This window comes from Brevibacterium sp. HMSC24B04 (genome assembly GCF_001806835.1).
Taxonomy (GTDB): Bacteria; Actinomycetota; Actinomycetes; order Actinomycetales; family Brevibacteriaceae; genus Brevibacterium; species Brevibacterium ravenspurgense.
The window spans coordinates 81,467-100,189 of sequence record NZ_KV786087.1 but is presented as its reverse complement, the minus strand read 5'-3'; the positions used below and the strand labels follow the sequence as shown (position 1 = coordinate 100,189).

General features: G+C 62.9%; 16 protein-coding genes. 8 read left to right on the top strand and 8 right to left on the bottom strand.

Annotation, left to right across the window (positions count from 1 at the left end):
• Window positions 1–637 precede the first annotated feature (637 nt).
• The 5 genes from HMPREF3092_RS05220 to HMPREF3092_RS05200 all read right to left on the bottom strand — a co-directional run bounded on the left by HMPREF3092_RS05220 (window position 638) and on the right by HMPREF3092_RS05200 (window position 6,583).
• The gene (locus HMPREF3092_RS05220; RefSeq protein WP_070424071.1) at window positions 638–1,846 is read right to left on the bottom strand and encodes an MFS transporter; all 1,209 of its coding nucleotides are present in this window, start codon (window positions 1,844–1,846) and stop codon (window positions 638–640) included.
• A 162-nt stretch (window positions 1,847–2,008) separates the two neighbouring features.
• Window positions 2,009–3,661 carry a phosphoglucomutase (alpha-D-glucose-1,6-bisphosphate-dependent) gene (pgm, locus tag HMPREF3092_RS05215; protein WP_070424070.1) on the bottom strand — a complete coding sequence of 551 codons (1,653 nt, stop codon included), beginning with the start codon at window positions 3,659–3,661 and terminating at the stop codon, window positions 2,009–2,011.
• A 347-nt stretch (window positions 3,662–4,008) separates the two neighbouring features.
• Window positions 4,009–4,338: a rhodanese-like domain-containing protein gene (locus HMPREF3092_RS05210; protein WP_062023020.1), complete on the bottom strand. Its 330-nt coding sequence runs from the start codon at window positions 4,336–4,338 to the stop codon at window positions 4,009–4,011.
• Between the two features lie 2 nt (window positions 4,339–4,340).
• On the bottom strand, window positions 4,341–5,846 hold the full coding sequence (locus HMPREF3092_RS05205) for an acetyl-CoA hydrolase/transferase family protein (protein WP_070424069.1): 1,506 nt from the start codon (window positions 5,844–5,846) through the stop codon (window positions 4,341–4,343).
• Between the two features lie 92 nt (window positions 5,847–5,938).
• The gene (locus tag HMPREF3092_RS05200; protein ID WP_070424068.1) at window positions 5,939–6,583 is read right to left on the bottom strand and encodes a TetR/AcrR family transcriptional regulator; all 645 of its coding nucleotides are present in this window, start codon (window positions 6,581–6,583) and stop codon (window positions 5,939–5,941) included.
• A 131-nt stretch (window positions 6,584–6,714) separates the two neighbouring features.
• Between HMPREF3092_RS05200 and HMPREF3092_RS05195 the strand changes: the two genes are divergently transcribed.
• The gene (locus HMPREF3092_RS05195) at window positions 6,715–8,361 is read left to right on the top strand and encodes a thiamine pyrophosphate-binding protein (protein WP_019174349.1); all 1,647 of its coding nucleotides are present in this window, start codon (window positions 6,715–6,717) and stop codon (window positions 8,359–8,361) included.
• 55 nt (window positions 8,362–8,416) lie between these two features.
• On the top strand, window positions 8,417–9,178 hold the full coding sequence (locus tag HMPREF3092_RS05190) for an SDR family NAD(P)-dependent oxidoreductase (RefSeq protein ID WP_019174350.1): 762 nt from the start codon (window positions 8,417–8,419) through the stop codon (window positions 9,176–9,178).
• A gap of 132 nt (window positions 9,179–9,310) precedes the next feature.
• On the opposite strand, the gene HMPREF3092_RS05185 is transcribed toward HMPREF3092_RS05190, so the two are convergent.
• Window positions 9,311–11,902 carry an excinuclease ABC subunit UvrA gene (locus HMPREF3092_RS05185; RefSeq protein WP_070424067.1) on the bottom strand — a complete coding sequence of 864 codons (2,592 nt, stop codon included), beginning with the start codon at window positions 11,900–11,902 and terminating at the stop codon, window positions 9,311–9,313.
• 10 nt (window positions 11,903–11,912) lie between these two features.
• The gene (locus HMPREF3092_RS05180; protein WP_256174382.1) at window positions 11,913–12,509 is read right to left on the bottom strand and encodes a hypothetical protein; all 597 of its coding nucleotides are present in this window, start codon (window positions 12,507–12,509) and stop codon (window positions 11,913–11,915) included.
• A gap of 94 nt (window positions 12,510–12,603) precedes the next feature.
• On the opposite strand from HMPREF3092_RS05180, the gene HMPREF3092_RS05175 reads away from it, so the two are divergent.
• From HMPREF3092_RS05175 to HMPREF3092_RS05160, 4 genes are all read left to right on the top strand, one after another.
• Window positions 12,604–13,869, top strand: a complete 1,266-nt coding sequence (locus tag HMPREF3092_RS05175; protein WP_070424065.1) for a sensor histidine kinase — start codon at window positions 12,604–12,606, stop codon at window positions 13,867–13,869.
• Entirely contained in the window at window positions 13,857–14,501 is a 645-nt protein-coding gene (locus HMPREF3092_RS05170) for a response regulator transcription factor (RefSeq protein WP_070424064.1), read from the top strand. The genes HMPREF3092_RS05175 and HMPREF3092_RS05170 overlap by 13 nt, the downstream gene beginning before the upstream one ends.
• Window position 14,502: 1 nt before the next feature.
• Window positions 14,503–15,588, top strand: coding sequence for a hypothetical protein (locus HMPREF3092_RS05165; protein ID WP_070424063.1), 1,086 nt, complete (start codon window positions 14,503–14,505; stop codon window positions 15,586–15,588).
• A gap of 96 nt (window positions 15,589–15,684) precedes the next feature.
• Window positions 15,685–17,172, top strand: coding sequence for an amino acid permease (locus tag HMPREF3092_RS05160; protein WP_082784818.1), 1,488 nt, complete (start codon window positions 15,685–15,687; stop codon window positions 17,170–17,172).
• A 3-nt stretch (window positions 17,173–17,175) separates the two neighbouring features.
• Here the strand turns inward: HMPREF3092_RS05160 and HMPREF3092_RS11335 are convergent, their stop codons facing one another.
• Entirely contained in the window at window positions 17,176–17,316 is a 141-nt protein-coding gene (locus HMPREF3092_RS11335; RefSeq protein ID WP_176745699.1) for a hypothetical protein, read from the bottom strand.
• Window positions 17,317–17,351: 35 nt separating this feature from the next.
• On the opposite strand from HMPREF3092_RS11335, the gene idi reads away from it, so the two are divergent.
• Window positions 17,352–17,864, top strand: coding sequence for an isopentenyl-diphosphate Delta-isomerase (gene idi, locus HMPREF3092_RS05155; RefSeq protein ID WP_019174357.1), 513 nt, complete (start codon window positions 17,352–17,354; stop codon window positions 17,862–17,864).
• Entirely contained in the window at window positions 17,857–18,600 is a 744-nt protein-coding gene (locus HMPREF3092_RS05150) for a ribonuclease FAU-1 family protein (RefSeq protein WP_256174381.1), read from the top strand. The genes idi and HMPREF3092_RS05150 overlap by 8 nt, the downstream gene beginning before the upstream one ends.
• The last annotated feature ends 123 nt before the right edge of the window (window positions 18,601–18,723 follow it).

Sequence of the window (18,723 nt, the reverse complement as noted above, 5' to 3'; positions counted from 1 at the left end):
AGGCGTGGATTCCGGCTATCGGGTGTTTTTTGGGGCACGAGGTGCCGGGCGCGCTCTGGAGTCACGCCCACCGAGGTCTGGGGAGGGAACCACGAGGTGCCGGGCAGGGAGGGGAAGCTCACGAGGCGCTGCTCGCTACACACCCCCAGCCACGCTTTAGCAATGGAAACTCCCGTTAGCAGTGACTGCTAAGGCGCAGATCCCGGCTATCGGGTGTTTTGTTGTGGCTAAGGCGCAGATCCCGGCTAAGGCGTGGATTCCGGCTATCGGGTGTTTTTTTGGGGCACGAGGCGCCGGGCGCGCACGGGATGTGCACTCACCGGGATCTGGGGTGGGGTCTGAAGCTGGCTGCGGCCCGAAAGCGGGCAAAATTAATCCGCGATGGCCAGACATTTTTCAGCCGGACCACCGCGGTAACCCAATAGTACTCTGAGAGTGAGCGTAAAGAACAGTCACAATGTGTGATTTTGGTCAAGATTTTTTCCAAACGCAGATTTGGGCGTGTCGGGCGGTGCTGTCCCGTGGATTCTTGAGGCGGACGCCCGTCAAGTGAATACATTTGGCCGACGGTGACGTGCAAGGCTCAAACAGCCATCAGTGAGAACGCTAGTTCGATGACAGTCCTGCCCGAGGTTTGTCAGGCGAGAACGACGCGCTGCGGTTTCGGCGGTTCGAACGAGCGGTTGGCCGCCAGGATGAACAGAGCCCCCGCCGTCATGGACACCGCCGTGACCAGATAGCCCTCGTGGGCGCCGTAGTGGTCGATGACGATTCCCGACACGGCAGAACCGACGGCAACACCGAAGCCGATGGCTGTTGAAATCCAGGCAAGGGCTTCCGTCATTCGCTTAGGCGGAGCCAAAGACTGCACAACCGAACTGCCGGTGATGAGCGTCGGCGACACCGCGAAGCCCACAAGCAGCATGAGCAGGGTCAGCACCATCATGTTCGGGGCGAACACCAGCGGCCACGACAGCAGCGCCAGGGCGCCCGCGGCAGCGGCGTAGCGCACGCGAACCGGCGCGCGGAAATTCACTGCACCGTAGACGATGCCCGCAATGAGCGAGCCGAGTGCATAGGCGGCAAGCGCAATTCCGGCGGCGCTCTTCACCCCGTGTTCTTCGGCGCTGGCAATCGTCGAAACATCGACCGCACCGAAGTTGATGCCCAAGAAGAACTGGCCGATGACAGCAAACAGGATGCCGCGATTGCGCAGCACTTTGCCGCGCATAGCTCGCGGTTCGCGCTTGCTGGTGGGAGGTTCCGTGGCTTTCTGCGGGTAGAGGAGCATGGCGCCGATCGTGACGGCGACCATCGAGAGAACAACACCGGAAGGGGCCCACAGTGCGGTGGCCAAAGCGGTGACAACGGCCGGTCCGGAAACGAACATGAGCTCATCGGCAACCGCTTCCCACGAAAACGCGGTGTCGAGCTCTTTCTGGTTCCTCGTCACCGCGGCCCACCGAGCACGGACAAGAGCCCCAACGGATCCGACGGTTGCGCCGGCAACAGCGGCCGAGGCGAACAGCAGTCCCGGCCACAGCCGCAGGTACACCACCAGCAGCAGGCCTGCCAGGCCGATGACGTGGATGATCGTCGCGGGCACCATGACCTTCGCCTGGCCATGCCGGTCAATCTGCTTGCCCAGAAGCGGGTTCGAAATCGCCTGCGCGGTCATGAAGGTGGCGGCCACAATTCCCGCCTGAGCGTAAGAACCCGTTTCTGCCTGAATGAACAGCACCACGCCCAAGCCCAGAAGGGCAATCGGCAATCGGGCGATAAGACCTGCCGCGGAGAACTTCAAAGCGCCGGGGATGCCGAAGATATCGCGGTAGGCAGAGAACATGGTCTCATCCTAGACCGCGACACAACGGGCCAAACGCCCGCCTCACGGCAACGCCAAATGCCACGTTACGGCGCAGCGAAACTGTTCCTCACGGGGCCGCCAAACGCCCGCCTCACGGGGCCGCCAACCGCCTCAGCCAGCGCCCGCCTAAACAGGCCGTCCTCAGTCAGTCAGAACCGAGTCTACGAGTGCCTGCGCTTCGTCGATGACCTGCTGCAGGTGTTCGCTGCCGCGCGCCGATTCAGCGTAGATCTTGTAGATGTCTTCCGTACCCGAAGGGCGAGCAGCAAACCACGCAGATTCGGTTTCGACCTTCAGACCGCCGATCGCCGCTTCGTTGCCGGGAGCGTGAGAGCGCACGGCCGTAATCGGCTCACCGGCCAAAGAGTCAGCCGTGACGCTGTCAGCCGAAATCGACTTGAGTTTCGCCTTCTGTTCGCGGTCGGCAGCAGCTTCCACGCGGCGGTAGGTGAATTCGCCGTGCTTCTGGATGAGCTCAGCGCAGCGCTGCGAAGGCGTCTGCCCCGTCACCGCCAGCATTTCCGCGGCCAGGAGGCTCATGATGATGCCGTCCTTATCAGTACTCCACGGGCGTCCCTGCTTGTCGAGGAACGAAGCACCAGCGGACTCTTCACCGCCGAAGACCAAGCTTGAGTCCAGAAGACCCGGAACAAACCACTTGAAGCCGACAGGCACCTCGTACACGGACCTGCCGTGAGACGTGATGACCGCATCAATCAAGCGCGAACTGACCAGCGTCTTGCCGACCCCGGCACTGCCGAGCGCGCCGGCAGTCCAACCGGGTCGGTGGGTGAGCAGATAGTCGATCGCGGTGGCCAAGTACTGGTTGGGGTTCATCAGTCCGCCATCCGGGGTGACGATGCCGTGGCGGTCCGCGTCAGGGTCGTTGCCCACGGCGATGTCGAAGCTCGAACGCGCGTCGATCAGGCCGGCCATGGCGTACTCGGACGAACAGTCCATGCGGATCTTGCCGTCCCAGTCCAGGTGCATAAACGACCACGTGGGGTCGATCGTGGGGTTGATGACGGTCAGATCGAGGTCGTAGGTGTCGGCAATCGCCGCCCACACGTCGACAGCCGCACCGCCCAGAGGATCAGCGCCGATCCGCAGACCAGCAGACTGGATGGCCTGCATGTCGACAACATCGTCAAGCGCACCGACATAGGCGCCGATGTAGTCGAAGTTCTGCGTGTTCTCCAGGTGGAACGCTCGCTGGAACTCGGTGCGCGGAATGTCCTGCCACCGGGGAAGGAGTTCGTTGGCACGGTTCTCAATCCACGCGGTTTCCTCCGCACCGGCCGGACCGCCGTGCGGCGGGTTGTACTTGATGCCGCCGTCAGTCGGCGGGTTGTGGCTGGGGGTCAAGATGATGCCGTCGGCCTGCCCGTGGGTGCCGGCGGCTTCACGGTTGTGGCGCAGCACCGCAAAGCTCAGCACGGGAGTGGGCGTGTAGCCGTCACGTTCGTCGATGAACGTGGGAACGTTCGCCGCCGCCAGAACTTCGTTGACCGTGAGGAAAGCCGGTTCGGAAAGCGCGTGCGTGTCGCGGGCCAGGAACAGCGGGCCGGTGATGCCCTGAGCCTGCCGGTATTCCACGATCGCCTGAGTGATGGCCGCGATGTGGGCCTCATTGAACGAACCCGCAGAGCTGGTGCCCCTGTGGCCCGAGGTGCCGAACGACACCCGCTGGGCCGGATCGTCCGGGCCCGGGACGATGTCGTGGTAGTCATCCAGCAGCTGCGGGATGTCGGTGAGGTCGCTTTCAGAAGCGGGAAGTCCAGCGCGGTCATTCATACAGCAGAGTGTGCCGAAGTTATCGGCTCAGTTCCACCGTGGGACCGGTAAATCTTGAATAGCGGATTCCGGATGCTCGGAATTGGTCCGCAACGGTGGCTGTAAAGTTTCGAAAATGGCATCGTGTGGTGCATTATGGGCAATGCTCCGCGGCCATCCTCAGACTGGCCGTGAGCCCCAAAAACTGGCTGTCGGCACGCCGGAAGCATCGCTGACAGCCCTGGTGAGGGCGGCTGTCAACGACTGCTTGCCTTGACCAAACAGAGCGGGCCGGAAGGTTTTCCTTCCGGCCCGCTCGCTGTCTCTGAGGGCTTTTCTTCAGACGCGGCTTTATTCCGCGCGCAGCTTTACTTCACGTATGGCGCGGCATCGCCTTCGGCCACGATCGGCAGTTCGGCTTCGTGGTGCCACTGGTCCATGCCGCCGACAACCATGATGCAGTCGTGGCCGGCCATGTTGAGGAACTGAGTGGCGTGTGCCGAGCGGCGACCGGTGCGGCAGATGACGTACACGTCGACGTCGAATGGCACCTCGTCTTGCCGTTCCTGCAGTTCGTCCAGTGGAACGTTGATGGCGTCTTTGATGTGGCCGGCGGCGAATTCGTCGCGCCCGCGCACGTCAAGGACGATCGCGTCGTCGGGGACTTCGGTGACTGAGCAGGTGGGTTCTTCGAACATGATCACATCTTTCCGTTCTCACGCAGGTTGATATGCCAGCTGAGCGCTTCTTCGAGAATGTGCGGTGTGTGCTGACCGCCGGGGTCGGCGGCAACGGCCCGGTCAAGGTAGTCGGTGAGCCGGTCGCGGAAGTCCGGGTGGGCACAGTTGTCGATGATGCGGCGGGCGCGCTTGATTGGCGAAAGCCCGCGCAGGTCTGCAATTCCCTGTTCCGTGACGATTACCTGGGTGTCGTGTTCCGTGTGGTCGACGTGGCTGGCGAACGGCACGATCGACGAAATCGCGTCATCCTTCGCGGTGGACGGCGAAACGAAGAAGTTGAGGAACGCGTTGCGTGCGAAGTCGCCGGAACCGCCGATTCCGTTGACGACCTTCGTCCCCGTGATGTGCGTGGAGTTGACGTTGCCGTAGATGTCGGCTTCGACCATGCCGTTGATGCCGATGACACCCAGGCGGCGGACGATTTCGGGGTGGTTCGACATTTCCTGCGGGCGCAGCAGCAGGCGGCCCTTGAACTTTTCGACGTTGTCGTTGAAGTACTGGGCCTTTTCGCGGGTCAGCGACAGGGCAGTGGCGGACACGGATGTGAACGTGCCCTCTTCCAGGAGGCTCAGCAGGTTGTCCTGCACCACCTCGGTGAAGGACGTGAGGTTGCGGAATTCGGATTCCTGCAGGCCTGCGAGCACCGCGTTGGCGACGTTGCCGATGCCCGACTGCAACGGCAGCAGGTTCTTCGGCAGGCGGTCGTTCTTGACTTCCGAACGGAGGAAGTCGATGAGGTAGTTCGCCATCGCCTCGGACTTTTCGTCAACCGGGTTGAACTTGTTGTCGCGGTCCGGGGAGTTGGTTTTGACGACCGCAACGACCTTCGATTCATCAACCCGCAGGTAGGGGTCGCCGATCCGCTGTGCGGGGTCCAGGATCTGGATGGGATTGCGGTGCGGCGGGATGTGGGTGCCGTAGTAGATGTCGTGGAAGCCCTCGATTTCGTTCGGCAGCCACTCGTTGACTTCCAGGATGACCTTGTCGGCCAGGTCGAGCCAGGTTTTGTTGTTGCCGACGGACGCGCCGGGCACCAGCAGGCCGTTGGGCAGGACGGCCGCGACTTCGACGACGGCGACGTTGAGGTTGCCGTAGAAGCCGAACCACACCTGCTGGGCCAGGTGGCTCAGGTGGGCGTCGAGGTAGTCGACGTCGCCGTTGTTGATGGCTGCCCGCATGTCGGGGTCGGTGTTGAACGGGGTGCGGAAGTGCACACCTTTGGCTTTGGCGAGTGCTCCGTCGAGTTCATCCGAAGTCGATGCCCCGGTGAACAGTCCGATCGAGAAGTCTTCCCCCGCATCGTGTGCTGCTTCTATGCGGTTTGCCAGTGCCGTGGGTACGGCTTTCGGGTATCCGCTTCCGGTGAAGCCGGACATTCCGACGTTGTCGCCGGGGTTGATGAAACGAGCAGCTTCCTCGGCAGACATCACCTTGTCCGCGAGAACAGTATTCACAATGCGAGCCATAGCCTCATTGTTCCAAATTGCGCAACAGCTCACACCGCCGGGTCGGTGGTCGAGTTTGCTCCCGGTTCGATCCGCCTGTGTGCGTGCCCAGATCAGGTGTCAGAGGGGATCGGTGGCAGCGTTGTGGCGGTCAGGCGGTCGCCGCGTTCGGTGCAGCCCAGAATCCGCAGGCTCTGCTCGAGGTATTCGCGTTCGAGGTCGTCCACCTGCAGTGGGCCGTCCGGATTCCACCACTGGGGGAGGACATTGCTGATGGCCAGAATGGAGCGGGCCGCGAGGTCGGGGTTGTCGATGTCGAAAACACCCTGCTCTTTGCCAAGGCGGACCTGTTCGTACAGCTGACCGCGGGTGAAGACGCGCAGCTCATCGATCTCAGGCCGGTAGTCCTCGCTCAGGCGCTCTGTTTCGAGCAGCAGAAGCCGGGAGCTTGCGAGGTTCGCGGCCCGGTAGCGCACAAGAACGCGCACAAACACGGCCACGCGGGCAACCGGGTCCGGTTCGGCGGCGTTGAGGGCCTCGTCGATTGCGGTGTTGAACTCCTGGTAGCTGGTGCGGATGAGTTCGAAAAGGGCAGCCTGCTTCGAATCGAAGTAGTAATAGAGGGCAGACAGGTTCAGCCCCGCCGTGTTGGCGATGTCGCGGATGGATGCGCCGTCGAATCCCTTAGCCGCAAATGTTTCCCGCGCGGCGCGCAGAATAGCGTCGCGGCCCTTGAGCTGTTGTCCTGAACGTTTCATAAACGCCAGGCTATCGTAGGTTCAAACGATCGTTCTGCATACAAAAGGGTCGCTGCCGGATACAAAAGGGTCGCTGCCGGGGTACAGTGCAGCGTGCACCATGCGCAGCCGCTGTTACAAAGGAGTCCGCAGTGAAGAACTACGAAGCGATCAGCCGCTTCCTTGCCCACGAACGTTCTGGCAAGCCGCTGTTCGGCCTTATGGGTGATGCCAACCTCGCGTATCTGGGTCATTTCATTGAGCAGACCGACGGTCGCTACATCGGCATGTCAATCGAAGACGCTGTCGTTTTGGCAGCTGACGGCTACGCCCGCTTCTCGGGCGAAGTCGGCATGGCGACTGTCACCTTCGGCCCCGCAATCACCAACGCCATCACCGCACTGACCGAAGCTGCGCGCGCCCGCACACCGCTGGTGCTGCTGACCGGCGACACCCCGGACGTCAATGAGCACTACCAGCGCATCGACATCGCGGCAGTCGCAGCTTTGACAGGTGCCGCCTATGAGCGTTCCTATTCCGGCGCAGATGCAGTGAAGACGATCCACAAGGCCGTTATGCGGGCGCGCGCTCGCCAGCAGCCGGTGATCGTCAACATCCCCTACGCGCAGATGAACGACGAAGTCGACCTGCCCGAACTGCCCGACCTCAGCCAGCCCGCATCGGTGCTCGGCGCGGACTCCGACCGGGTCGAGGACGCTCTGGGCTACCTCATGTCGGCCCGGCGTCCACTGGTCCTGGCCGGACGAGGTGTCATTTCGGCAGGTGCGCGCGATTCTGTTCTGCGCTTCGCCCGCATGATCGGCGCTCCCGTCATGACCTCGCTCATTGCAAAGGACCTTTTCCGCGGCGAACCGGAAAACCTCGGCATCCACGGCACCCTGTCAAATGAAGTCGGCGTTGAGTACATGGGCGACGCTGATGTCGTCATCGCCTTCGGGGCGTCACTGAACAACTGGCAGACCGACCACTACCACCTGATGGAGGGCAAGAAGGTCATCCAGGTGGACAGCTGCGCCGAAGCGCTCGGCAAATACGGTCCCGTCGACGTCGCCATCCAGGCGGATGTTGCGGCAGCGGTCGACGCTCTTGCCGGAACCCTGCTGGAAGCCGACCCGGACGCGGACAGCCGCCCGGCACCCAAGTACGTTGCGGCACTTGAGGACCGCCCCCAGCGGGAGGCACTCGATGACTACCGCTCCACCTCGCGCGAAGACCACATTGACGTGCGTGACGCGGCAATGCGGATCAGCACGGCCATCAGCCACGACGGCCAGAAGCAGATCAACCAGGTGTCCGACATCGGCATGTACTTCCCGTCGGTCGTTCAGCACATGGTTGTCGACCCCGGCAAGTGGGACTTCGCCGGCTACTTCGGTGCGATCGGTCTGGCCATCCCCCTGGGTGTCGGCGCGGCCTACGCGGATTCGTCGCGCCCGACGGTCGTATGGGTCGGCGACGGAGCGGCAATGCACTCGCTCATGGAGGTCTCCACCGCGGTGCGCGACGGCCTGCCGCTGGTGGTCGTCGTGCTCAACGACTCCTGCTACGGTGCCGAGTTCTACAAGCTGGAGAACTTCGGTTCCAAGGGCGAAACCTCGTTCGTCGAATGGCCGTCCTTTGCCGCCATGGCCCGAGGAATGGGCGCTGCCGGGCACACCGTGAGCTCCCTGGATGAACTCGATTCGGTGCTGGGAGAACTCGGCGAAATCACCGCGCCGACCGTCATCGAAGTGGTCACTGATCCGCTGGAGCGCTTCCGTCCCAAGCCCCGTTCGTAAGGTGCATCACTTGCCGCTAAAGTGAGCTGTGCAACACCACAGTGAGGAGATAGCTATGGAAATTCAGGGAGTATCTGCCCTCGTCACCGGCGGCGTGTCCGGTCTTGGCCGTGCGACAACCGAGCGTCTGCTCGCGGCCGGTGCCAACGTCGTCATGATCGATCTCAACGAAGAAGCCGGTGCGAAGGCCGCAGAAGAACTCGGCGAACGCGCCCACTTCGTCAAGGCCGACGTGCAGAACGAAGAGCAGGTTCAAGCCGCTGTCGACAAGGCAGTTGAACTCGGCCCCCTGCGCATCGTCGTCAACTGCGCCGGTGTGGCGACACCCGGCAAGCTCGTTTCGCGCCGTGGCCCGCTGGAACTCGAGACCTTCAGCAAGGTCGTCGGCATCAACCTGGTCGGCACCGTCAACGTGGCACGTCTGGCAGCTGCGGCAATGCAGCAGGGCGAACCGGACGGCGAAGAGCGCGGCGTCATCATCAACACCGCTTCGGTCGCAGCTTTTGACGGCCAGATCGGCCAGATCGCGTACTCGGCCTCCAAGGGCGGTGTGGCTGCCGTGACCCTGCCGATGGCCCGCGAACTCGCCGAATCGCTCATCCGCGTGGTCACCATCGCACCGGGCATCTTCGAAACCCCGATGATGGCCGGGCTTCCGCAGGAAGCTCAGGATTCGCTCGGCAAAATGGTTCCGCACCCGGCACGCCTGGGCAAGCCCGCCGAATACGCCCAGCTGGTCGAATCGATCGTGCGCAACCCCATGCTCAACGGCGACACCATCCGTTTGGACGGCGCCATCCGCATGCAGCCGAAATGATCCGCGTGAGCTGAGGTCACCTCAGCTGTGACCGGTCGAGGTGCCGTCCCCGTTTTGGGGAGCGGCACCTCGTCTGTTTTTGGGCGCGCGTTCTTGTGGGCGGCTGTGCTCCCGTAAGCCGGATTCCGAGGCTCAGCTCAAGCCGGCTCGTTCGGCCAGCACCTGGGCCGTCACCGAACGCGAATCCGGGCGCAGACCCTGTTGGGCGACCGCCGCTGGCGTCCCGGTGGCCAGAATCTGGCCGCCCTCGTCGCCGGCTCCCGGGCCGATGTCGATGACGTGGTCGGCCTGCGCGACCACCCGGAGGTCGTGCTCGATGACGACCACTGTCGCGCCGTCGTCGACCAGGCGGCGCAGCTGGGTGAGCAGAAGGTCCACATCCGCCGGGTGCAGCCCCGTTGTCGGCTCGTCCAGGAGGTACAGGCTGTGCTTGCGGCTGGAGCCCCGCTGCATTTCGGAAGCCAGCTTGATGCGCTGCGCTTCGCCGCCTGACAGCTCCGGGGAGCCCTGTCCCAGGCGCAGGTAGCCCAAGCCGAGTGCATGCAGGAATTCGACAGAGCGCAGAACTTTCGGTTCTTCGGCGAAGACCTCCAGCGCCTCGTCTACGGTCAGCGCCAAAACATCCGCGATGCTGCGGTCGTTCCACTGCAGTTGAAGGATCTCCGGCTTATAGCGCTTGCCGTGGCAGGCCGGGCAGGTGGTGTACGTGCCGGGCAGGAACACCAGCTCAACTTCGATGCTGCCCGCGCCATCGCACTCCGGGCAGCGGCCCTTTTTCGTGTTGTAGGAAAAGTCCGACACCGACATTCCCCTCCGCTTGGCCTCCGGGGTGTCAGCAAAGAGCCTGCGCACGTGATCGAACAGGCCCGTATAGGTCGCGACGGTTGAACGAACGGTGCGCCCAATCGGCTTCTGGGTGATGTGAACCAGCCGGCGGATCTCATCGACCCCCGCTGCGCTGTCCACTCGGAAATTCCGGGAGTCGTCGGAATCCGCCGTGACCTCAGCATCAGAATCTTCGTCAGTGGCTTCTTCGGTGCCGACTACCTGCTTGGCTGAGCGGGACGCCACATCGGCCAGCACCCCGATGACGAGGGTGGATTTTCCGGAACCGGATACTCCCGTGATCGCGGTGAGAGCCCCCAGCGGGAAGTCAACGTCGGCCCCGTCGAAGGCGCGCGCGTGCACGCCGCGCAGGCTGATGGATTCACCGGTGCCAGCCGGGGTGTCCGTCAGCTCGGGAAAGTCCTCGTTCAGGGCGGCGGCAGTGGGCGAGCCCAGCTGCTCGGCGTTGGCGCGGAACTGGTCCGTAGGGCCGGAGAACACCAGCTGCCCGCCGCGCTCACCGGCGCGAGGGCCAATATCTACGATCCAATCGCATCCGGCGACCAGGGACATATCGTGCTCCACCAGAAGCACCGAATTGCCCGCGTCGATGAAGCGCTGCAGCAGCTCGGAGACTGCCTTCCGCTCTACGACGTGCAGGCCGGCCGAGGGCTCATCCAGCACATAGGCCGTGCCGAACAGGCTCGAGTTCAGCTGGGAGGCCAGCCGCAGACGCTGATGCTCGCCGGCAGACAGGCTCCGTGCCGGCCGCGACAGGCTCAGGTGTCCCAGCCCCAGCTCGATCGCCGCGCGGACCGTGGGCAGCACCTGATCCAGCAGCAGCTCTTCGGCCTCGTCGTGCTCGTTCCACTGCTGCTTAGCGATCCCCGCCAGGTGCTCGAGGCGGTCCTCCAACACAGCCAGAACGTCCTTCAACGCCAAGTCGTTGAATTCGTCGATGGCGTAACCGGCGTAGGTGACCAGCAGGGTATCCGGCTGGAAGCCGCGGCCCTGGCAGGTTGGGCATGTCGATGAATGCATGAAGGAGAGCACTCGGCGGCGGGTCTTGTCTGACTCCGTTTCCGCCAGGGACTCGGTGAGGTAGGTGGCAACCGAGCGCCATTTGCCCCTATACGACCCCTGCATGGCGTTTTCGTCCCGCACCGGGTGGACGGTGACCACCGGCTGTTCGTCCGTGAACAGAATCCAGTCGCGGTCCTCTTGAGGAATATCTCGCCACGGGACGTCGAGTGGGTAGCCGAGGGTGCCCAGGATGTCTCGGAAGTTCTTACCCAGCCACGCTCCCGGCCACGCGGCGATCGCGCCGTCCCTGATAGACAGGCTGGGATCCGGCACCATTGACTCTTCTGTCGGCCGGTGCACGGTGCGGGTTCCCTGGCACTCGGGGCACATGCCGGCGGTGGTGTTGGGCGAGAAGGCGTCGGAGTCGAGCCTGCCGTATTCCAGCCGTTCGCGCATACCGTCCGGGTAGCTGCCGGAGCGGGAGAAGAGCAGCCGAATGCTGTTTGAGATATTCGAGATCGTGCCCACGGAGGAGCGTGCCCCGCCCAGGGTGGTGGACTGCTGCAGTGCCACCGTCGGCGGCAGGCCCGTGATCGAGCCGACGCGCGGGTTGACCGCGCCGCCGATGAGGCGGCGCGCGAAGGGGGAGACAGACTCCAGGTAGCGACGCTGCGCCTCGCCGTGGATGGTGCCGAAGGCCAGGCTGGATTTGCCCGAACCCGAAACACCGGTGACCGCCACGAGGGTATCCCGCGGCAGGTCGACGTCGACGTGTTTCAGGTTGTGAAGCTGCGCATCGCGCACCCGGATCATTGGATCGTCACCCGCACGAGCCGCATTGTGCGGAGCCGAGGGCTCGGACGTCGAGTGAGTCATGGTGGCTACTCTACCCAGCAGACTGCGCCTGCCGGGCCTGTTTGGCCTGCTTGGCCCGTTCGGCCTGGCGGCGCAGCACGAGACCGCGGACGGATCCCATGGCTATGAGCGTCAGCGTGAGAACAACCGAGCCCAGCACGGTCGACCACGAAATGTTCGGATCCGCGGGGTTGTGGGTCAGCTGGTAGACGAGTGCGGACATGAGTGACGCGCAGACCGCCGGCACTGTCCAGTACAGCGACAGCCTGGCCGACAGTGAGATGAGCACAATGGCTCCGGCGGGTGCCGCCAGGACTGACACCATCCAGACAGACAGGATCACCAGGCAGGCTACGAGTGCTGAGGGCGGACCGACGTAGCCGTATTCAACTTCCATGGGGTCGTGGTGAATGGCGGACGGCAGCAGCGCCAGCGCCAGCACGCCCAGGGCGATGTCAACCCCGAATGCCACCGTGCCGATCGAATCACCGAACGGTCGCGGTGGCGCAATGTAGCCGAGCGCTTCGAGCACGTGGTACATGCCGAACATGGTCACACCGGCGCTTGCGGCTAAGAAGAAGAGAATCTGCGTGCGAGCTTTGGAGCGCACCGGGGAATGCTGATTCATGCGGTTTACTGTAGAGCGGAAAGTAGGGAAAACCCTCAGTGTTCCTCGGGCTTTCACCATGGGAATCTGATTGCGGCCCCGCGAGGATTGAAGCATGAAATCTCAGACACAGGACGGCAGCTGGATCAAACCAGCCGGACATCCGGGGCTGATAGGCACAGTGAACCTGCTGGCCTCCGGTTTTGTCTGGTGGACGATCTCCTGCCTGTCCATCTTCCTGTTCTTCGGCGGACTGTCGGCACTGCCGGCTGCCGGTTCCGGCATCATCTTCCTGCTGGCGTGGTTCTACTTTCAGTGGGGCATCAACATCGTGGAGCGCCACCGCGCTGAATCGATTTACAGCCTGGGCTACCCCAAACCGCAGATGCCGCAGCGTGGACCCGGTTTCACTGAATGGCTTAAGTGGTTGGGCCGGTCGGTGACTTCGGCCGTTTTCTGGCGTGGTACCGCCCATCATTTCCTCAAGTCCTTCACGGGTGCCGTCCTGGGCGGGCTGTCGTTTTTGGCACTCGCCTTTGCCATCGTGTTCTTCGGCATCGCCGTGTCGGACACCATCAGCCAGGAGATCGTTTTCGACAACGTCGACAGGCCGCTGCGCTTTGTTCTCGCTGTAGTTCTGACGGTCTTCACCCTGGTCATCCTGTGGTACTCGGCCATGCTTGACCGTGCGATCGACAAGCTGCTGTTGGCGCCGTCGAAAGCTGACACTCTGACACAAGAGGTCACGGCCCTCGACGACGCCCGGCAGGGAGCGGTTGGTGCCGCAGAAACTGAGCGCGCCCGCCTCGAGCGCGACCTTCACGACGGCGTGCAGCCCATGCTGGTGGCCCAGTCGATGAAGATCGGCATGGCGAAGGCGAAACTCGAAACCGACCCCGAAGGGGCCCGCACTCTCATTGCGGAAGCACACGAAGATTCCAAGCAGGCGGTTGCGGAACTGCGCCGTCTGGTGCGCGGCCTGCAGCCGGCCGTGCTGGGCGACCGCGGCCTCGATGCCGCCCTGTCCGGCCTGGCAGCCCAGTCGGTCGTCCCGGTGGACCTCACCGTGAATCTGCCCGGGCGCATCGACCGCGATATCGAGTCCGTCGCCTATTTCGTTGTGGCCGAAGCCCTCACCAACATCAACAAGCACGCGCACGCCACCCGCGCGACTGTGCGGGTCGGCATGACCGCCGACCTTTCCCGACTGCAGATCGAGGTTTCTGACAACGGACGAGGTGGAGCTCACCTCCCGGTGCACGGAAATTCGGGTCTTGCGGGGCTGCGGGACCGGGTGCGGGCTGTGCGCGGCAGCTGGGAATTCTCATCGCCCGAGGGCGGACCAACCGAACTGAAAGTCGAGGTGCCATGCGCATTCTGATTGCCGAAGACTCTGTCCTCCTGCGGGAAGGCCTGGTGCGCCTGCTGACCGATGCCGGCCACGACATCGTCCACACGACGGGTGATGCGACGGATCTGCTCGGCGCGGTCAGCGCCCACGAACCTGATCTGGCGATCGTCGATGTGCGGATGCCGCCGACGTTCACGGATGAGGGCATCCGGGCGGCTGTGCTCATCCGCGCGCAGAACCCGGAAGTTGGAGTTCTCGTCCTTTCCCAGTACGTAGAAGAGCGCTACGCATCAGATCTCATTGCCGACAATTCCGGCGGTTTCGGCTACCTGCTGAAAGACCGCGTGGCAGACGTCAGCGACTTCCTGGAAGCAGTCGACAAGGTCGCCGCCGGCGGCACGGTGCTCGATCCGGAAGTCGTCAGCCAGATCATGGTGCGTTCCCGCCGGGACACGGGAATTGACCAGCTTTCGGCCCGTGAACGCGAAGTTCTGGCACTCATGGCCGAAGGCAAGTCGAACTCAGCCATCGCCTCCGCACTGTTCTTAAGTGCCGGAGCAGTCGAAAAGCACATTTCGTCGGTGTTCACCAAGCTCGGCCTGTCAGCCGGAGCCGACGACAACCGCCGCATCCTCGCGGTCCTGAAGTTTTTGGGAGCCTGACATGACCACCCAGCCCATGCCGACACCTCGTAATTCCAACCAGCCAGCCCAGCAGCCGGGGCAGCCGGGGCAGCCTGTGCCGCCGGGGCAGCACCCCGGCCAGCCCACACCCGCGCGGAAGTCATCGCGCATTGGGTGGAAGATCGCGATCACCATCGCGGCGGTGCTCGCCCTGATCGTGCCGCTCGGCGTTATTGCCGTCACGATGGTGGCATCAGCCAGCTACGAGCACAGAACACAGAACGGCGCGATTCCCGAAGGCATCGACCGGCTCGAAATCAATACGAACCTCGCCGAGGTGATCGTCGTGGATTCCGCGGAGATCGGAGACCGGGACATGCCGCTGGAGTCGCAGGTCACCGGCTGGTTCGACACCCGCTACCGGCAGCACAAGGACTCCAGCACCGGCGCAGGCCCGGTCAAGGTGAAGAAGAGCGGATCGACAGCGGTTCTTGACATCAAACCTCAGAACGTACGGGGAGCCGAGGTGACCATCGGCCTGCCGAAGGACCTCGCCGAAAAGCTGGCAATCGACTTGAAGCTCAGTCGGGGTGCGATCTACGTCGACGGCAAGTACAAAGACATTGCCGCCTCGATACGCGGCGGTGCCGTAGAAGTCGAAGGTGAAGCCGAAAAGCTGGCGATCGACATCAAGGGCGGCGAGGCCGACGTCGACGGAGTCTTCGACGACGCGAGCTTCAAAGTTCAAGGCGGTGAGGTCGGTGCGGAGCATCTCGATGCGAAGAAGAAGGTGTCCGTCAACGTCACCGCGGGAAGCGCTGACCTGCAGCTGGGACCGAATACACAGCCTGTTGAAGGTGTCGACCTCAGTGTGGCAGCCGGCTCCGCCAGCTTGCTGCTGACCGATCCGAAAGACATGGAGAACGGACGGGGGTACGTCATCGTCGATGACGGGCAGGCCAACCTGGGCAGCACCACAATCGAAATCGAAGCCAAGCGAGTGGCTGACATGTCAGAAGTCGGTGAGGACATCCCAGTGCACATCAACGCCGGTGTGGGTGACCTTGAAATCGGCTACTGGGATGCCGGTGGAGACTACTCCGAAGAGGACGATTTCGACGAATAAAGCACGGCCGCGGTCGGGGAGGGAGCCCGGCGGCAGCCTTGACTATCTCCGTTGGTGGGCGAATAGTTAAAAGCCCACCAACGAGAGGCTTCATCGATGTCAGGTCATGACAACAACCGTGTCAGCAGCGTTCGTGTGGAAGACCCGATCCCCAAGGGCGTGCGCGGACACAAGCGGCAGGCGCTCAAGCGCAGCATCAAGAGCCGTCACATGTTCATGATTGCGCTCGCCGGGGTCATCGGCACGGGACTGTTCCTGGGCACGGGTGATGTCATCAACCGTGCTGGTCCCGGCGGGACGATCGCCGCGTATGTTGTCGGCGGTTTCCTCCTGTGGCTGACCATGTCGTGTCTGGGTGAAACGTCGTCGGTGATGCCGGCCTCCGGGTCTTTTCAGGCGCACGCCACAAAGCTCCTAGGGCCCGGGACGGGATTCACGATCGGCTGGATCTACTGGCTGTCGTGGGCAAGCTTCATCGGCCTGGAGTTCTTGGCGGCCGGCATTGTCATGAAGTTCTGGTTCCCGGATGTTCCAACGGCGGTGTGGTCCGGTGTGTTCATCGTCGTGCTGTTCGTCATCAACCTGTTCAGCGTCCGCGGCTTCGCGGAGGTTGAATCCGGTTTGGCGTTCGTCAAGGTGGCGGCGGTTGCCGCGTTCATTGTGATCGGCGGCCTGGTGCTTGTCGGCTTGGTCGGCATGGACGGTGAGACGCGGCCCAGGTGGGACAACTTCTACGCAGACGGCGGTTTCTTCCCCACGGGGATCGGTGCGGTTCTAGCCGCGATGATGACGGTTATCTACACGTTCATGGGCTCAGAAGTCATGGGTGTTGCCGCTGGCGAGGCGGAAAACCCCGCCAAAGCGGTCCCCAAGGCGGTGCGGACGATCGTGTTCCGTCTGGTGTTTCTGTACTTGGGTGCTGTTGTCATCCTCATTGCGCTCATCCCGTGGCGTCAGGCGGGACTTTCTGAAAGTCCGTTCGTCACGGTGTTCGAAGCGATCGGCATTCCCTTTGCAGCGGACATCATGAACTTTGTCGTGTTGGTGTCGATCCTGTCGGTGGGCAACACCGGCCTGTACATGTGTTCGCGCATCCTGTGGTCGCTTGGCCACGACGGGCATGCGCCGAAGTTCTTCACGCGCACACTCAAGAATGGTTCTCCTTATGGTGGGCTGATCTTCACGATGGTGTTCGGGCTGCTGTCGCTGCTGTCGAGCTTCGTTGCAGAGGACACGCTTTTCGTGTTCCTCATGTCGGTCTCCGGCATCGGCGGTGCGCTGTCGTGGATCACGATTGCGCTCACCCAGTACTCGTTCCGCATCAAGTTCGTGAAGTCCGGTGGGGACGTCAAGCAGCTTCCTTACCGGGTGCCGCTTTTCCCAGCGGTGCCGATCCTCGTGGTGCTGCTCAATCTGGCTGTGTTCGTCGGCATGGCGCTCGATCCCACCCAGAGGCTGTCGCTTGTCATCGGTTTGGGCGTGGTGCCGGTCTGCTATGGCGTGTACTGGCTGTTCATCCGTCCGCGCGAGAAGCACTTGCCGTCGGCCGAAATGGAAGTCCGGCTGCCAGCTGAAAAGGTGTAACGGCTACTGGCCGGGAGCCTGGGAGGTTCCGGTACCTGCCAAGGTGCCGGTGGTTGCCGAGGTGCCCTCCACCTCGTCAGTGGTGCTCCGGTTGAACTGCTGGCCGGATAGTCGTGTCAGTGCCAGCCGATAGGGTGAGAACATCAGCCGCAAGGTCCGCCAGCCCAAGGAGTGTCCGCATGACGGAGTACGTTGTTCTTCTCGATGAAGACGGCAAGCCCATTGGTGAGGCTGACAAGGCTGTTGTGCACACTGCTGACACCCCGCTGCACTTGGCGTTTTCGTGTTTTCTGTACAACGACTTGGGCCAGGTGCTTATGACTCGACGGGCACTGGGCAAGGCCACGTGGCCCGGTGTGTGGACCAATTCCTTCTGCGGGCATCCCGCACCGGGGGAATCGTTCACAGCAGCCATTGAAAGGCGCGCTGCGCAGGAACTGGGCACCAAGGTCGTTGAGATCACCGAAATCCTGCCGGACTTTAGGTATCGGGCGATTGACGCATCGGGTGTTGTCGAAAACGAAATCTGCCCCGTGTTTTCGGCGAAGATCGACGGCGAGCTTCTGCCGGTGACTGACGAAGTCATGGATTTTGCATGGATTGATCCTGATGCGCTGACAGATGTTCTGCGCCAGGCGCCGTTTGCCTTCAGCCCGTGGGTGGTTGAGGAATGGGCGCAGCTGCGTGGCTGAGATTCTCAATTCGGTTCGGGTTCGCCAGCATTCTGGTCCGCTCGATCCGCTGGGGCCATTTGCTGTTCCCCATCCGGAAGGCAGGGGAGTGGGCCAGGCACCGTTTTTGTCCCGCGGTTCGCTTCTGAACTGGCGGTTCAGGCGGCACGATTTTGAAGCCCACGGCACCGAGGTAGTCCAGCCGGTGCGCGTTGTTCAGCATGATGAGCGCGGTCTGGTTGTGTGGCTTGCCGGCGATACTCCGACGGTCGACAGTCGTTTTGCCGGCCGCGAGGACGTCAATCTGCACGACCTGGGCTACGCCGAGCGTTTTTCACCTTCGGCCACTGACCGTGTCAGCTATCGGCGGCATTGGCACGGCACGGGTGTGCTGCGGATTGTGCCTGCGGGCATGCCGTTTTCGGTCTGGCTGTTCTGGGCGGGAACGGGCGAGTTCCGCAGCTGGTACATCAATCTGGAGCACCCGCACACCCTTGCAGGGGATTCCCTGTTCACTGCGGATCACGTGCTCGACATTCTGGTGCGGCCGGACGGGACGGTGGAAGAAAAAGACCGAGACGAACTGGAAGCCGCCGTCCGCTTCGGTCAATGGGATGACGGCATTGCCGCGGCAATCGAAGCCGAAAAGCGCCTGGCTCTTGACCAGATGCGCTCCGGTCACTGGGCTTTTGACAGGGATTGGACGCTGTTTCAGCCCGACCCTTCGTGGGCCCTGCCGCCCGCCCCGAAGCTGTAGACGCGCAGCCGTAAACGGCACTGGGCGCTGATGCCGGACTGGTTTTGCCCTCTTGCCGGTGCAGATTTGCGCTTTAATGCGGTTTCACGCGTTGTTGCAGCGCATTAAAGCGCAAATCTGCAT

Coding starts and splice junctions, on each gene's coding strand:
- HMPREF3092_RS05220 (WP_070424071.1), bottom strand. CDS start 1,846: ATGTTCTCTGCCTACCGCGATATCTTCGGCATCCCCGGCGCTTTGAAG.
- pgm (WP_070424070.1), bottom strand. CDS start 3,661: ATGAATGACCGCGCTGGACTTCCCGCTTCTGAAAGCGACCTCACCGAC.
- HMPREF3092_RS05210 (WP_062023020.1), bottom strand. CDS start 4,338: ATGTTCGAAGAACCCACCTGCTCAGTCACCGAAGTCCCCGACGACGCG.
- HMPREF3092_RS05205 (WP_070424069.1), bottom strand. CDS start 5,846: ATGGCTCGCATTGTGAATACTGTTCTCGCGGACAAGGTGATGTCTGCC.
- HMPREF3092_RS05200 (WP_070424068.1), bottom strand. CDS start 6,583: ATGAAACGTTCAGGACAACAGCTCAAGGGCCGCGACGCTATTCTGCGC.
- HMPREF3092_RS05190 (WP_019174350.1), top strand. CDS start 8,417: ATGGAAATTCAGGGAGTATCTGCCCTCGTCACCGGCGGCGTGTCCGGT.
- HMPREF3092_RS05185 (WP_070424067.1), bottom strand. CDS start 11,902: ATGACTCACTCGACGTCCGAGCCCTCGGCTCCGCACAATGCGGCTCGT.
- HMPREF3092_RS05180 (WP_256174382.1), bottom strand. CDS start 12,509: ATGAATCAGCATTCCCCGGTGCGCTCCAAAGCTCGCACGCAGATTCTC.
- HMPREF3092_RS05175 (WP_070424065.1), top strand. CDS start 12,604: ATGAAATCTCAGACACAGGACGGCAGCTGGATCAAACCAGCCGGACAT.
- HMPREF3092_RS05170 (WP_070424064.1), top strand. CDS start 13,857: ATGCGCATTCTGATTGCCGAAGACTCTGTCCTCCTGCGGGAAGGCCTG.
- HMPREF3092_RS05165 (WP_070424063.1), top strand. CDS start 14,503: ATGACCACCCAGCCCATGCCGACACCTCGTAATTCCAACCAGCCAGCC.
- HMPREF3092_RS05160 (WP_082784818.1), top strand. CDS start 15,685: ATGTCAGGTCATGACAACAACCGTGTCAGCAGCGTTCGTGTGGAAGAC.
- HMPREF3092_RS11335 (WP_176745699.1), bottom strand. CDS start 17,316: ATGTTCTCACCCTATCGGCTGGCACTGACACGACTATCCGGCCAGCAG.
- idi (WP_019174357.1), top strand. CDS start 17,352: ATGACGGAGTACGTTGTTCTTCTCGATGAAGACGGCAAGCCCATTGGT.